Genomic DNA, 14,235 nt, shown 5'->3' on the forward strand with positions numbered 1-14,235 from the left:
GGCATGAGTAAAACTCATCTGAGTCGGGTGCAGTCGCTGGGGTAAAGTAACGCAACATTCGCGTAGGAAAGTTGTGTATGTCCCGTAGTCTTCCTCCCCTTTATGCGCTGCGCGCATTTGAAGCGGCTGCTCGGCATAGCTCGTTCACTCGGGCTGCGGAGGAGCTGTCGATCACCCAAAGTGCCGTTAGCCGCCATATCCGCACGCTTGAAGATCATTTTTCCTGCCGCTTGTTTCAGCGCAATGGCCGCAACCTGCGATTGACTGAGGCGGCGCGCCTGCTGCTGCCCGGTGTGCGTGAAGGCTTTTCGGCACTGGAGCGTGCGTGCAGCATCTTGCGCGCAGAAGAAGGTATTTTGCGCATGAAGGCGCCCTCGACCCTGACCATGCGTTGGTTGCTGGCGCGCCTGAGTCGCTTCCGTCATCTTCAGGTCGGCAACGACGTGCAATTGACCAGCGCCTGGATGGATATCGACAGTGTGGACTTCACCCAGGAGCCGTTTGACTGCGCGGTGTTGCTCAGTCGCGGGCATTTTCCGCCGGATTGGGAAGCCACGTACCTGTTCCCGGAGTTGCTGATTCCCGTGGGCGCACCGACGTTGCTCCAGGACCAGCCTTGGGATGCCAAGCGACTGGCCCGCGCCGAACTGTTGCACCCAACCCCCGACCGTCGTGATTGGCGTAGCTGGCTAGAGCGGATGGGCCTGTCTGAGCAGGTCTCGCTCAAGGGCGGTCAGGTATTCGACACCCTGGAACTGGGCATGATCGCAGCGGCGCGTGGCTATGGCGTGTCCATGGGTGATTTGCTGATGGTCGCCGAGGACGTGGCGCAGGGGCGTCTAAGCTTGCCTTGGCGCACGGCCGTGGTCAGTGGCGAAAGCTATTACCTGGTATGGCCGAAGACCCGGCCAGGCGGTGAACGCCTACGTCGGCTCGGCGAATTTCTTCAAGGCGAAGTGCAGGCGATGGACCTGCCAAAGGTTGAGATATTGGCGTGAAAACAGCTCTGGCAACGGCTTTCCTGCGACAGTGATTCGGGCATTTTGCGACTGCTTCGCAGCCAAACGCTGATCCCCTGTAGGAGATGCCACCCCGCCTGCGACGCCGCGCTGTCGCGCAGCAAACAAGGTTCTGTAGGAGCTGCCGAAGGCTGCGATCGACCGGGAACCGGTCGCTTTCCTGATACCGCTGAAGGTCATGCCGGTCGCCCGCGACCCCGGCCTATCGCAGCCTTCGGCAGCTCCTACGAATCTGTGTTTTGCTGAAAATGTAATGACATTTATGCTTTCCTCTTCAATAACTTACAGGTTGTTTGAGGGGCTGACTTGTCTGCGAAGACCAGACAACCTGGTCGGTCAGGTACTCCGCGCGGCATCTCCTGCAGAAAGTAGTTGTTCGGTCCTCACGGGCATCGGGTTCCCTTATGGAAAACCATCTGCCATTCATTTCCATACATACGCCAAATCGAGCTGCGCAAAGAATTAACTTCGCGGTCTTGATCCGTAGGGGCACTACGACATAGGTAGGTAACGAGCATGACCTCGCCAGACAGCGGTTTCACGACGAAATTGCTGATTAAACGCGGCACAAAGGCCTCGTTTTGCAATCCTGTAATAACCTCTGCCTTAGTCCATGCGATGCCACTGGCACCAAACTCAACGAAGTCGTCGGCTAGCAGCGTGGATAACTCATCTTCGTTAAGTCGTACGTCATGCTCCAGTAGCCTCTTTTCAAACTGCTCTAATTGTTTCCTGACATTCATGGTGTCCTCCAGCGCAGGAAGTTGTCATTTGCAATGACGCTTTTTTATCTATCAACGTTTGAGCTTCATCCATGACGTGCTCGTGGGGAACAGCTGGGCGCGGATCAGTCATTGCTTCCAGGACTTTGGCGCGGAACCACTTATCGTAGGCGTCCGGATCGGTAGCAAGGCCAGCGGGTAGCGCGCCTTTTCGGACATGCAGTATTGAGGTCTGTGCAGCCATCTCGGTTCTCCTTTGGCGGGCCTTCACTGCGTATTTCAAAACAGATACAGGCAAGAATGCTGTGTGGGCGTGTATCAATTGCTCGACGGCCGATACTGCAACGCCTCGGCCAGATGACTGCGTCCAATCGCATCGACCTGTTCCAGATCAGCCAGCGTTCTGGCCACTTTCAACAATCGGTGTGCGGCCCTGAGTGACAGGGTCAAACGTTCGCAGGCGGTTTCCAGCCAGTTTTCGTCGGCGCTGGACAGCGAGCAATGTTTGCGCAGGCCCGGCAGGTCGAGAAAGGCGTTTGCGCAGCCTTGGCGCCGCTGTTGCCGGTCTCGGGCCTGGGCCACGAGGAGGGCAGCGCTGGCGGTGTCTTCGCCGATTTGGGGGGCTGGATTGAGCGCCGTGGCTTCGCGGGCGACGGTCAGGTGCAGGTCGATGCGGTCCAGCAGCGGGCCGGAGAGTTTGTTGCGGTAGCGCTGAATCTGCTCCGTGGAACAACGACAGCGACCGCTGGGTTCGCCCAGATAGCCACACGGGCAGGGGTTCATGGCGGCCACCAACTGAAAGCGCGCCGGGAAACGCACCCGGTCGCGGGCACGGGCGATGACGATATGGCCCGACTCCAAAGGCGTTATAATACTCACATAAATTTGAGATCCGAGTTGTCATCATGCCAAACGCCTACGCATACGTTCGTTATTCCTCTACCGTCCAGTCCTCGGGGGATACGGTGGATCGGCAAATCAGTCCGTTGAAAACATTCGAAAAGGACACCGGCGTAGATATTGTTGAAACGATCATTGATGAAGGCGTTTCATCGTTCCGTGGAGATAATGCGAACAAAGGAAAGTTTAAAGAGGTATTGGCTAGGATCGAGCGGGGGGTTATCAGGCGTGGTGATTACTTAGTTGTGGAATCAATTGATAGGATCACTCGCCAGCGGGTACTTGATGGTGTGGAGTTACTGCAAAACATCCTAAAAGCGGGTGTTAAGATTTATACGACCACTGATTCTCGATGCTATTCTTATGATGATCCAGATCGTGATTTTGAAAATTTGATCATGATTAGTTTGATCGCTAAAAGGGCGAACGAAGAGTCGGAGATCAAGTCAAAACGACGAAAATTTGCTTGGAACAAAGCAAAGTTGGCTGCATCCGAAGGAAAGAAGTTCAACGGCCATAATCCGCCGTACGGCTATCGATATGATACGGTAACTGAGGATTTTGTCATTAATGAAGATGAAGCATCAGAAATACGCATGATATTCGAATTGTTGAAAACAATGGGTGTTTCTAACGCAACGAGATGTGTGAATGTAAGTTCAAACAGAAAATGGACTGGTCGTCAAGTTGCTTTGATGATAGAAAATAAATACCCTTTGGGCGTTTTGATGTCGCAGAAACGTAATGAGAAAGGGGAAAAAGTATTTATTGAATACATAGAGGAATATTATCCGAGGATAGTTAGCCAGACGGCATTCAATGAAGCTGTTTTTTCTATGAGAAACCGCCAAGATAGAAAATTTTACGGAAATACAACAATTGGCAGTACGAATATCTTCAGGCATGTAATAAAGTGTGCTGAATGTGGTGAGACAATGCTGTTTGAAAAGCAGAAAAACCAGAAAGGTATAATGTACCCTTATTTTCATTGTTTTACCCGGAAAGAATTGAAGGGGCAATGTGATCAACGGTTCAGATTCGATTTGGCCTTCGGTATGCTTCTACATGCTATGCAAGTCATACAGTCAAAAGTTTCACCCGGCGTTATACGTTATGACTTCGAGACAAATGGAAAGCCGCAAATAAGGTGGAATGATCCGAAACCTTCTGGAAGTTTTAGTGGAGTTGTCGTTAAAAAACTTCACATGGACCCGGTTGAACTTTTAGAGCGTCGGACCGGTATGTCCGATTTTGGGGGCGAATTTAGCTCTTTTCTATCTGATGACAAAAGTTCACAGGAACTGGTAGGAAGTAAATTGGCCGAAGCGTCTGAAGTATTGGCTAGTTTAAAAGAAAAATATGAAAATACTGAGCGATCGCTTGACGGCTATGATGGGAAAATCCCAATGCCAATAATTAAAAGGTTGGAAAGGTTAGAGATAGCGATTGATGAGCAAGCCGTATTAGTAGATGAGCTTAGCGGCAAGTTCAATTCAAGTGTAACAGATATTAAGTTAACCAGATTCGAAGATATCATCGAGCGTTTTAGTACCGAAGAAGGTCGTTTGAAGTTGAATCAGTTCTTCAAGGCTTCGAAGATGGTGTTTAAATTCCGATACGATAAGCCTACTAGAAACCTTCATGTGTGGGTCAGTCGCAACGAGCAAGAAATTCTTAGTATTTCTAGGAAGTTTCCGCTCCATAAGCCACTTGCTCATTTTGGGATTCCAAGACTGGCCGATCTGTATGAGCAAATGTAATAGGAAGCTACATTACTAATTGGTATGGATGACTGCGTAACCAGTAAACCTCTGGAATGAAAAAAAATATAGCGGCGAATTTTTAAATTGACTATACCGCTAAAATGGATCGATTTTGCCCCTTTAGTCCTTTCTGAGAGCCCGTAGTCAGTCCCCGGTGGCACCCCTTCGATAGCCCCGTCCAAGCTGGTTCGTCAGCATGAAGCGTTTAAACCGGAGTATTGATCGGGGCTTGCTTCAACCTCTTGGTCTTGGCTCCACGCATAGCAGCGAGCCTATTCTCAAGCGTCCAGTGTTTGCTAACGATGTTTTCCGAGTGGACGTATTCTATGTTGTCCCAAAACCAAACGATGGCGGTAACAAACTCAGTGAGCAGGCTGTGCGGGATGTGCACGTGTTGGATCGACGGGGGGGTAGGTGCCGCTGGGTCTATAAATGGGTAGAGTTCTTGGCTAGGCCAGAGATCTGGGTGATCAGTCGAACTGACTAGGCATTTGCGTTGAACTTGACCAGGACGCATCGTAGCCATGACAGGCCGAAACAGACCCATTGCGGCCGGTCAGCACCGTGAATACTTTGATCTGTACCCGATTGTTCTTGCGGCATTCTGTCTCGCGCTCCTGCCCGTGGTGCCTCGTGATTTCGACACATTGTTGGTCAATAGTTGTCTGCCATACGGTCTTGAGCTAATCTAAACCTACTGCTTCGCTTCTATTGAGGTGCCTCTGAGCGTGAACAATATAATGCTAACCTCTCAAAAATTGGCTATCGGATGGCGTTTATGAAAGAACTGTTAGTTAAATATGGAATTGATGGGGTTTGGCATTTCACTGACCAATCTAACCTTCAGAGCATTATCGACAACAAAGGACTACTTTCATTGGCTGAGGCAAGAAGTCGCGATATAAAAATTCCCGCTCCAGGTGGGAATGAATGGAGCCATAAGGCTGACAGGATTAATGGCGTAGATAATTATGTACACCTTGCTTTCCTCGATGATCACCCAATGCTTTTTCACACGAGGAATGATGGTAGAACTCCAAACCCTATTTGGTTGAAAGTCAGTATTAATATTTTAGATATGCCAGGAGTGCATTATACGAGTGACGTTTCAAACAAGGCTGGCATTTCCCTGCTTTCACCTGAGGCGGCTCGGGACGAAATTGATCTGGAAGTTATGTTCACCTACACGGACTGGAAAGACCCAGAAATACGCCAACGTAGAAGCCTTGCGCTTAGAAGTGAAATTCTAATCCCCCGATCAATCCCAATTGATATGATACTTGGAAAAAAAAATGGCTAGCCGTCCAGTGTTCTCTGCCCTTGGAACCCCTGATCATCTGGTTTCTGAAACAATGGTCAGTTTTTCATGGAGTCCTGGGTTCGCTCCCGTCCAGAAGAAGAAAAATGTCACGGCTCTTCATGAAGCGGCTATAGCCCAAGGGCTTTACCCTCTCTTAGAAGTCTCAACAAAGTCTGAGCTTGAACTTGGTCGTCGCCTAAGCGCATTCAGCCTTAAGATAGACACCGAGATGGGTGAGATCAGTCTTGAATCGGCCTTCCAAGGCAGTAAGGTTTTCAAGGATGGAGGTCCGTACATTGATATATATGCAAAAGATGCTTGGGCAGCCAAAAAAGATGAGCGATTGAAAACCTCTGGCGTGCTTATTGGTTTTGATTTCTTCGGACAAATATGGCCGCTTATACCTAAAACCGCCTTCTATGATTGGCTGTACCTTTCTGCGCTTCAGCCGCATCAAGACTTCTTAAAGCGCCTTGATAGCTTCAAGGGCTTTACAGATATAGAATTTAATCCTCAGCGCTCCATTAACTGCCAAGCAAGAACCTGCGCGCTTTTGGTTTCCCTGATTAAACTCAACGCCTTAGATGACGCCTTGAGATCTCAGGGCGATTTTATTGCAATGGTTGCCTCTGATTCTTTCAAGCAAGGCCACTCTTCTGATCTGAAACAACGACCGTTGCTATGATATTTTTTGCCCTCCCGCAGAGCATCTTCTTGATAAATTTCATAGATACATCGGAATGGCTGCATATGGTCGTTATGAGTCTCTCAGCTTCGATTTCTGGCTAGTCAAGACGCCTTGCGCCTAGGCTTTCATTGCCCGTTGCACGGTGCTCAGACTCACATCCAAAGCCCTAGCAACCTTGCGGAACGATGCACCCTCAGCTTGCATTGCAGCCCTGATCGCAGCGTCATCAACTGACTTTACACGACCTTTGTACATGCCCGCTTCCTTAGCCTTGGCTATGCCTTCCCGCTGACGTTCCTTGATCATTGCTCGTTCGAACTGGGCAACACTACCCAGCAACGACAGCATAAAGTCTTGCATGGGGTTGGCTTCGCCAGTGAACAGCAATTGTTCCTTGTGGAAGTGGACGCCGATCTTCCGAGCGTTCAAATCTTTTACAAGCTTCAACAAATCTTCCAATGACCGCGCGAGCCTGTCGATGGAATGGACGTGGACGATATCGCCATCACGGATGAACTTCAGCATTTCTTGTAGCTGGGGGCGGTCTGTGGTCGCACCCGACACCTTGTCCTCAAACAAGCGATCCAGTGTCAGGCCATCCAACTGGCGAGCTGTATTCTGATCAACCGATGAAACCCTGACGTAACCTACATTTGCCATTTTCTTTACCTTTTGTATTCATTAGCTTCTAGATGTTTTGAGTGTGTATGTGTTCATTGATAAAATCAACCCTATTGAATACGATTTTATGATGCATTCCGTATTCATCGATTTGTTGTCACATGGGTGTACCCAAATGAACGCAACCTCGCCGGTTGTTGAGTATTGCTACGATTGTTTCTCATATCGTCTAACGACATTCCCCTGCGGATTATCAATGATGGCTACCCCACCAAACGAACAGCCCAGTCATAGCCCTTCGGTGGTCGTTGCGAGCAATGAAGAGGGCGATATACATTTCATGTACTGAATAGCCAAAGAAAGGTAGCCAGAGTGGATTTCGTAGACCAAGCGACTCGATCAAGAATGATGGCGACCATTCGGAGTGCAAACACCCGACCTGAGATGATAGTCAGGAAGTTCTTACACGCTCATGGCTATCGATTTCGAATACATCAGAAAATGCTACCCGGAAAGCCGGACATTGTGATGCCAAAATTCCGGACTTGTATATTTGTCCATGGTTGCTTTTGGCATCACCATTCAGGATGTCGCTACGCGACAATGCCCAAGACCAGGTTCGAGTTCTGGAATGAGAAACTTCTACGTAACGTGGCGAGGGACACTGAAAACGTAAAAGCCTTGGAGCTCTTGGGCTGGCGAGTTTTGATCATATGGGAATGCCAGCTAAAAAAAGGGCCGGACACACTTAATCAACTACTTCAACAGCTATGTCAAAAATAGGAAGGGTATTGTTTACTCGATTTTTTCTTTTCTATGCGCCTTGTGATGGCATACGGTGCAAAGGGTGATTAGGTTGTCTACTGAGTTCTGCCCACCTTTGGCATGATGAACAACGTGATGTAGTTCAAGATGTCTTGGGTCAGAAGCGTTCCACATTGAATGGTTCCATGGACAGTGCCGACAAGTGTAGTTGTCTCGAATCAGTACCTTCCCCCTAACATCATCGGGAATTTTCCGGTCATGAGGTGGTGTCTGGTTCATGTCTTCCAAGACATAAGCACCAATGGGCAAATCCGGGCGGCCTGTCGTCCGAGTTGCAATTGACCAGCCTTCTTCGGTTCGTAGCTCTCGAACTCTTCGGGCCCATTCAGTTGAGCCATCGGCGACATACCGAAGCTCTTCGCCTGTAACAGGTCGTCCCACGTTTTTTTGCAGAAACTCTAGAAGCTTGTCTTTTACAGCAAATTTCTTTTTGCGAATGGTGTTTGCAATGTTCCAGCGGTGTGCAGCATCTCTATCCTGATTTTCATCGAGCAGCATGTAGTCATCAACCATCAATGAATCGACACCCAGCAATTTCAAGTCGAGGTCTCCCGCTTTGACCATCTCTGCTGCTGTGACGCCAGTAACAATGCTCCAGCCTTGCTCTACGCGTAGTTCTCTTACACGTCTGGCCCATTCGCCGATACCTGACACGACCATCAGTTCATCACCCTTGATGACTTTGCGTGGATAAGTAACAAGGTAAAGAATTATACGGTCTCGTGCAGACGCGGCACTTGATTTAGGAATAAGAGAGCTGCCCAAATCTCGGAGGGCGTGAAAGGTTGGCACCAACGATATAACGCGGGCACGTAGGTCCCCATGATTCAGTTCGTGACCGAAATTTTTGATCAGTTCCAGCAAGCGAACTCGCAAGCTTTCTGAATCATCCTTCAATTTACCTGACCGCCTTGCCAACTACCCATCTCCTTTATCAGACCAACCGTCACATTGAAACTGGATGAACTCTGAGCCTACGCGGCTTTGGTTTGCGCCTTGGCATCTAGCACCTTTAGTACGACTTTGGCGATGGCCCCTGCTAGTAGCGGTGGAACAGCATTTCCAATCTGACGAGCAATCTCAATTTTTGTACCTTGGAACGGGAAATCGTCAGGAAATCCCATAATGCGTGCAGCTTCGCGGTGAGTAATTGGGCGGTGTTTTTCTGGATGCAAATACCGTCCTTTTTCCGGTTTGAAAAACTCGGTCCTGATGGTCACACTCGGTCGATCCCACCAAAGGCGACCAAATAGATCAGTACCGCCCGAGGTTTTACGAATCCAGCATGCTGGAGTGATTTCTGGTGCATTTCGTTGCAAGTCGAAGCGATTGCCACCGGGTGGCACAGACTTGTATCGAGCAAGACTTTTCTCGGTAGGGGTGCGACCGAAATGCAAATTCAAAGGCGGCTCGCACTCTCGAATTTGAATACCGACTGGTTCTGGCAAATCCCCTATCACGTCCTTGACTGATCGCCATGGTGGAAGAAATCGGTCATCCAGATTTTTGGAATGGGTCTTAACCGGTAATTCCGGGGTTTCGATCAGCCCTTTTTTCCATCCAATAATGATTAATCGTTTTCGGGTTTGCGCAACTCCATAGTCAGCTGTGTTCACGACCTCAAATATTGTCTCAAAGCCCATTGATGTGGCCCGAGCCTGGATATCTGAAAACTCGCTTGAACGTAGTAATTCCGAAACGTTTTCCATGACGAACATTCTGGCACCGCTTTGCTGCACAACATCCATGTATGGTTCCCACAAAGCCCGACGACCGTCTCCCGTCCTATTTTTGTTGAGAAGGCTGAAGCCTTGGCAGGGTGGCCCTCCGATGACCACATCGGCAGGAGGGATTTTGGGAGACGTTTGTAGCCAATGTTCAATATTGCCTACCACCGCTGGCGCAGAATATGCCCGTTCATGCGTCCTCATCGCTGCCGCATCATTATCGACGGACAGGACGCACTCAAATCCCCCACAGAACCGATCATCTGTGAAGCCGAGTGTCATGCCGCCAGCACCCGAGAAAAGGTCGATTACACGAAATTTGTTTGGTGGCATCTTGATATGCATAACTGAGATTTTTTTCATCGCCGGAGTAAAGGACACACGTCTCGCGCAAAACCATCGAGACCAACCCAATCGTAGTGAAAGGAGGCAGAAATTTTCTTGTCTTTGCCTACGACCTTGTTCGCTTCTGGAAAATCAAATCGATGCGAAATACTGGGTGAATACACAGTAATTTTAACAAGGGTAGCAGTCAACCTTTCGTTGGTTGCGAAGGGTAAGCGAATTTCTGTGGTGGCGACCCGGCTCTCCGACCAAAAGGAGTCACCGCACGAAAATCCAATGTTCTGATATCCGTTACTGAGGCGTTTCAATGCCGTCCATGAAATCGCGAATCAGCTCAACAAGATCACATCTGAGTACCTTGCATAGGTCATACATTTGGATGATATCTAGTCGGCGAACGCCTCGTTCGACATCACTCATGAAGGATTGTGGGCGTCCTAACGCGTTTGAGCATTCCACCTGGGTTAGTCCGGCATTGATCCGACGGGCCTTCAGCAGGGTCAGAAACGTTTCATATTCGGTTCGGTAAATGGCTTTTGGCATGGGCTGTCCAGAGTAGAGCTGCCTTCCACGCTATATCTGGTTTTCAGGTATCCGAATTTCAGATATTTTGTCTTCGTCCTAACGACCAGCCCCATTGTGGGTTGGCTGAAGTGGCAAGGAATCCAAGATTCGAGTCGTGGGGTGTGATTATGAAAAAAAGCGTTGTTACATTTTTCGTTGGTGTTGCGGGGTATGTGCCATTTGTTTTTGCTGGAACTAAAGCTCATCAAAATCCGAACGATCCGAGCACCTTGCTTCTTATACTTGGTACTGTCGTGTTGCCGGTGGTGGTTTATACGGCAAACAAGTGGAGGTTGTGGTGGCTCGGATTTAAATTCGGCATGGCAAGAAAGTCCACATTCCTTAGTTCGGTAAAGTGGACCTTTGCGTCGGTGATTGTAACGGGTGTGTCACTTCTGATTCTTGTTAAAGCTGGTTCGATGTAACCATATCTGGTGAAGTGGTAGGCACAAAAAATAGCTCCAATAATTCCGGGTGGCAATCGGTGATTATTTGCTGATTTGCCACCTCTTTGCATTTCAGTCTGGAATTTGAATACCGTTTATGTGGTTCACCTGATCCGAAATCTTTGCTTCTAACTTTACAGAGATAACTCAGATGGTAAAAAGCTGTGCTAAGTTGTTCGTGGTTGTTTCTATTGACTGTGTGATAGCCAGACGGCCTCACAGAGCCGCCTGAGGGCTCCGTCCAGCGGTTATAAAGCAATTTCCATAACATGGTCGGGGTGTCGTTGTAAAACGTCCCTAATTGCACTGTAGAGCTTACACCGATGTAGCAGTGATAATGAGCATTGTCGGACTCGCCTACCTCTCTTGCCCAACCCTGTATGACATTCTTTTGACGATTCCAATTCGCACTTGCAAGGTCTTGCTTGACCTGTTTGAAAAAATTGGAGACCACTAGGTTGCCTGATGAGGCGTCCATAATATCTGTAACGGGCAAGTGAAGATCGAACCGTAACAGCTGAATTCTTGAGTGGTGCGTTAGCAATGCATTGATCTGATCAAGCATTGGTTTGAGCATGGTTGTGTACACCGGAAGATTCTTGAATTTCCCCGTATTGATTGATAGACCTTGGTAGGTTGGTTTACAGGTTACATTCTTTTTGTGTTTCTGATTCTTTGTCTTTTTCAATTTCTTTTATCCGTATGGTTGATTACCTTTCTTGCTCTATGGGTTCTATTGGATATTACTAAAAGCAATCGCCCACACGCGGGCAACGCGCGGCGTGTATAAGCTCGAATGAATTTAGGTTCCGAAGAAACAAGGAAAACTTCTGTAGAAGAAACAGGGCAAGTACTAAGTGAATATTACCACCATAAAGGGGCAATCTAAACTGTTTCGCCAAAATGCAATTAATATTTTTTGACTCAGTCAATTTACGTAAGGCGAGTGCCCCATTCGGACCGTATACATACTGGGTTGCAAGATTTTCTCTGGACAGCTCTAGGGCATCGGTATTGACTCAAAATCTGCTAAGGCTGTACAAATATACAGTAAAAATGAATTAGAAAATTATGTGAGATATATACAACCCTTGTCCAGCGGCTCTCGCAACACTTCCAGCACCTTGCGATCAAACTCCGGGAGTTCATCGAGAAACAGCACACCATGGTGGGCGAGGGTGATTTCGCCCGGTTGCGGACGACTGCCGCCACCCACCAGCGCCGCACCTGAGGCGGAGTGGTGCGGTTGCCGAAAGGGCCGCTGTGGCCAACTGGTCAGAGGGCTCTGGCTGGCGACCGATTGAATCGCAGCCACCTCCAACGCTTCGTGCTCATCCAGTGGCGGCAACAGGCCCGGCAGGCGACTGGCGAGGAGTGTCTTGCCGGTGCCGGGAGGTCCACTAAACAGCAGATTGTGCGCGCCCGCCGCCGCTACCAGCAGTGCGCGTTTGGCGGCAGTCTGGCCTTGCACCTCGCTCAGGTCTGGATAGGGTTTGCTCAGGTGCAGTAGACCGCTGGACACGTAGGGGACAATAGGCGTCCGGCCATTGAAGTGCGCCACCAGTTCCAGCAGATGATTGACGGCAATCACCCGTAACCCGGACGCCAGGCACGCCTCCTCGGCATTGGCCGCAGGCACGATCAACGTATGGCCCTCGGCACGAGCGGCCAGCGCGGCGGGCAAAACGCCCTGTATCGGCCTTATAGCACCCGAGAGCGCCAATTCACCGAGGCATTCGACATCCTGCAACGCGTGAGCAGGCAGTTGCCCGCTGGCGGCGAGCAAACCCAGCGCAATTGCCAGATCGAAACGCCCGCCGTCTTTCGGCAAGTCGGCCGGGGCGAGGTTGAGGGTGATTCTGCGGGCAGGGTATTCGAGGCCGGAATTGAGGATGGCACTGCGGACCCGATCCTTGCTTTCCCTGACCGCGCCTTCAGGCAAGCCCACCAGCGTCAGCGCAGGAAGGCCGTTGGCCAGATGGCACTCGACGGTGACGGCGGGCGCTTCCACACCCACCTGAGCGCGGCTGAGCACGATGGCGAGAGACATGATCATTCCTTGATGTCTGAAGAACCGCATCCTGCAGGAATTCGAGGGGAAGCTGGGGAGGGGAATCGATACAGGGTGTGAATGGATAGCCCGGTGTGGGAGCACTCTGGACACGCAGTCTTATTCGCGAATGGGCTGATACGGTAGTCCTATTGCTCCCCGTTAAGCCTTTCGCGAATGAATTCGCTCCCAGCGGGATTGAGCGGTGGACGTCCAGAAGTCGTGCGGTTGTTACTCCGCCGGTGGCGTCAGTTTCGTTTCCATCTCGGCCACTTTTGCTTCCAGCGCTTCAAGACGGGCGCGGGTGCGGGCGAGGACGCTCATCTGGCTGTCGAATTCTTCGCGAGTCACTAAATCAAGCTTGCTGAAGCCGCTTTGCAGCAGGGCTTTGAATTGGGTTTCGAATTCGTTGCGCGGGATGGGCGTTTCGCCATTGAACAAGCGAGAGGCGTGGCCGCTCAGGGCGTCTAGGAAAGCTTTGGGCGCGAGCATGGTCAGGGTTCCGAAAACAGATGGGCGGCAGTATATCACGGAGCGTCTATAGTCCATTCGGCTCACCCAGCCTGCACGCTTTTCGCGCACAGGGGCGAGTGCATACGCACTGTTGTTGTGCGACTTGATGGCCACAAACGCAGACCGGAAAAGGAAGTGTTATCCAAGGCCTTGTATTTAATGGTTTTTCAGGAGATGGCAAGCTTTCTGCTTAGTGGCATATGACCCATGCACTGATGCAGTCGCTGTGACGATTGCAGTGCGGCAGGCGGAGCGGGGAAGTGTTTCGTCAGAAGCGGTTCTCTGGAATTGATCGGGGCTGTTTAAAGCGACCGACACGTTACAAAGCCAGGCACTGCGCTTAGACTTGAGTCGGGTTTGTTTTCCTGGGGCAAGTCCACCAATTCGGGAGAAAAGTTTCATGAAGCTAGTCACTGCCATCATCAAGCCATTTAAATTGGATGACGTGCGCGAATCGTTGTCGGAGATCGGCGTGCAGGGCATCACCGTCACTGAAGTCAAAGGCTTCGGTCGGCAAAAGGGTCACACCGAGTTGTATCGCGGTGCGGAATACGTAGTCGACTTCCTGCCCAAGGTGAAAATCGATGTTGCGATCGATGACAAGGATCTGGATCGGGTTATCGAAGCGATAACCAAGGCAGCTAACACTGGCAAGATCGGTGACGGCAAAATCTTCGTAGTGAATCTGGAACAGGCCATTCGCATCCGTACCGGCGAAACCGATACCGACGCAATCTAAGCCGCCAACCCCC

The 14,235-nt window shown here is 50.1% G+C and carries 15 protein-coding genes and 2 pseudogenes; 7 read left to right on the top strand and 10 right to left on the bottom strand.

What is annotated here, in order from left to right; all coding sequences use genetic code 11:
- Nucleotides 1–77 precede the first annotated feature (77 nt).
- Nucleotides 78–998 (top strand): LysR substrate-binding domain-containing protein, encoded by a 921-nt coding sequence (locus AC1ME2_RS14545; RefSeq protein ID WP_480434790.1) that lies wholly within the window; start codon nucleotides 78–80, stop codon nucleotides 996–998.
- A 404-nt stretch (nucleotides 999–1,402) separates the two neighbouring features.
- On the opposite strand, the gene AC1ME2_RS14550 is transcribed toward AC1ME2_RS14545, so the two are convergent.
- The 3 genes and pseudogenes from AC1ME2_RS14550 to AC1ME2_RS14560 form a co-directional block, all read right to left on the bottom strand.
- A complete protein-coding gene (locus AC1ME2_RS14550) occupies nucleotides 1,403–1,762 on the bottom strand; it encodes a nuclear transport factor 2 family protein (RefSeq protein ID WP_480434791.1) in 360 nt (119 codons plus the stop codon).
- Entirely contained in the window at nucleotides 1,731–1,985 is a 255-nt protein-coding gene (relB, locus tag AC1ME2_RS14555) for a type II toxin-antitoxin system RelB family antitoxin (protein WP_480434792.1), read from the bottom strand. The genes AC1ME2_RS14550 and relB overlap by 32 nt, the downstream gene beginning before the upstream one ends.
- Before the next feature lie 74 nt (nucleotides 1,986–2,059).
- A pseudogene (locus AC1ME2_RS14560) lies at nucleotides 2,060–2,605 on the bottom strand (ATP-binding protein); the annotation flags it as partial.
- 41 nt (nucleotides 2,606–2,646) lie between these two features.
- Between AC1ME2_RS14560 and AC1ME2_RS14565 the strand changes: the two are divergent.
- The 3 genes from AC1ME2_RS14565 (at nucleotide 2,647) to AC1ME2_RS14575 (ending at nucleotide 6,389) form a co-directional block, all read left to right on the top strand.
- Entirely contained in the window at nucleotides 2,647–4,401 is a 1,755-nt protein-coding gene (locus AC1ME2_RS14565; protein WP_480434793.1) for a recombinase family protein, read from the top strand.
- Nucleotides 4,402–5,182: 781 nt separating this feature from the next.
- Complete coding sequence (locus tag AC1ME2_RS14570) at nucleotides 5,183–5,704, top strand: DarT ssDNA thymidine ADP-ribosyltransferase family protein (RefSeq protein WP_480434794.1); 522 nt, start codon at nucleotides 5,183–5,185, stop codon at nucleotides 5,702–5,704.
- Nucleotides 5,697–6,389 (top strand): DarT1-associated NADAR antitoxin family protein, encoded by a 693-nt coding sequence (locus AC1ME2_RS14575; protein WP_480434795.1) that lies wholly within the window; start codon nucleotides 5,697–5,699, stop codon nucleotides 6,387–6,389. The genes AC1ME2_RS14570 and AC1ME2_RS14575 overlap by 8 nt, the downstream gene beginning before the upstream one ends.
- 120 nt (nucleotides 6,390–6,509) lie before the next feature.
- On the opposite strand, the gene AC1ME2_RS14580 is transcribed toward AC1ME2_RS14575, so the two are convergent.
- Nucleotides 6,510–7,052 carry a recombinase family protein gene (locus tag AC1ME2_RS14580; RefSeq protein ID WP_480434796.1) on the bottom strand — a complete coding sequence of 181 codons (543 nt, stop codon included), beginning with the start codon at nucleotides 7,050–7,052 and terminating at the stop codon, nucleotides 6,510–6,512.
- A gap of 333 nt (nucleotides 7,053–7,385) precedes the next feature.
- Between AC1ME2_RS14580 and AC1ME2_RS14585 the strand changes: the two genes are divergently transcribed.
- Nucleotides 7,386–7,796 (top strand): very short patch repair endonuclease, encoded by a 411-nt coding sequence (locus AC1ME2_RS14585; RefSeq protein ID WP_480434797.1) that lies wholly within the window; start codon nucleotides 7,386–7,388, stop codon nucleotides 7,794–7,796.
- Between the two features lie 12 nt (nucleotides 7,797–7,808).
- Here AC1ME2_RS14585 and AC1ME2_RS14590 read toward each other — a convergent pair whose 3' ends face one another.
- The 3 genes from AC1ME2_RS14590 to AC1ME2_RS14600 all read right to left on the bottom strand — a co-directional run bounded on the left by AC1ME2_RS14590 (nucleotide 7,809) and on the right by AC1ME2_RS14600 (nucleotide 10,453).
- Nucleotides 7,809–8,735, bottom strand: a complete 927-nt coding sequence (locus AC1ME2_RS14590) for an HNH endonuclease (protein ID WP_480434798.1) — start codon at nucleotides 8,733–8,735, stop codon at nucleotides 7,809–7,811.
- Between the two features lie 77 nt (nucleotides 8,736–8,812).
- The gene (locus AC1ME2_RS14595) at nucleotides 8,813–9,910 is read right to left on the bottom strand and encodes a DNA cytosine methyltransferase (RefSeq protein WP_480434799.1); all 1,098 of its coding nucleotides are present in this window, start codon (nucleotides 9,908–9,910) and stop codon (nucleotides 8,813–8,815) included.
- 291 nt (nucleotides 9,911–10,201) lie between these two features.
- On the bottom strand, nucleotides 10,202–10,453 hold the full coding sequence (locus tag AC1ME2_RS14600; protein ID WP_480434800.1) for a helix-turn-helix domain-containing protein: 252 nt from the start codon (nucleotides 10,451–10,453) through the stop codon (nucleotides 10,202–10,204).
- A gap of 149 nt (nucleotides 10,454–10,602) precedes the next feature.
- Here AC1ME2_RS14600 and AC1ME2_RS14605 point away from each other — a divergent pair, with 149 nt between their 5' ends.
- Complete coding sequence (locus AC1ME2_RS14605; RefSeq protein WP_480434801.1) at nucleotides 10,603–10,899, top strand: hypothetical protein; 297 nt, start codon at nucleotides 10,603–10,605, stop codon at nucleotides 10,897–10,899.
- Here AC1ME2_RS14605 and AC1ME2_RS14610 read toward each other — a convergent pair.
- The 3 genes and pseudogenes from AC1ME2_RS14610 to AC1ME2_RS14620 all read right to left on the bottom strand — a co-directional run bounded on the left by AC1ME2_RS14610 (nucleotide 10,880) and on the right by AC1ME2_RS14620 (nucleotide 13,462).
- The gene (locus AC1ME2_RS14610; protein WP_480434802.1) at nucleotides 10,880–11,608 is read right to left on the bottom strand and encodes a YagK/YfjJ domain-containing protein; all 729 of its coding nucleotides are present in this window, start codon (nucleotides 11,606–11,608) and stop codon (nucleotides 10,880–10,882) included. The two genes, AC1ME2_RS14605 and AC1ME2_RS14610, sit on opposite strands and share 20 nt — an antisense overlap.
- 387 nt (nucleotides 11,609–11,995) lie before the next feature.
- Nucleotides 11,996–12,970 (bottom strand): annotated as a pseudogene (locus AC1ME2_RS14615) (YifB family Mg chelatase-like AAA ATPase); the annotation flags it as partial.
- A gap of 231 nt (nucleotides 12,971–13,201) precedes the next feature.
- Complete coding sequence (locus AC1ME2_RS14620; protein ID WP_480434803.1) at nucleotides 13,202–13,462, bottom strand: accessory factor UbiK family protein; 261 nt, start codon at nucleotides 13,460–13,462, stop codon at nucleotides 13,202–13,204.
- 421 nt (nucleotides 13,463–13,883) lie between these two features.
- On the opposite strand from AC1ME2_RS14620, the gene glnK reads away from it, so the two are divergent.
- Nucleotides 13,884–14,222 carry a P-II family nitrogen regulator gene (gene glnK, locus AC1ME2_RS14625; protein ID WP_002555808.1) on the top strand — a complete coding sequence of 113 codons (339 nt, stop codon included), beginning with the start codon at nucleotides 13,884–13,886 and terminating at the stop codon, nucleotides 14,220–14,222.
- The last annotated feature ends 13 nt before the right edge of the window (nucleotides 14,223–14,235 follow it).

The sequence above is a fragment of the Pseudomonas sp. ASL9 genome, assembly GCF_056680335.1.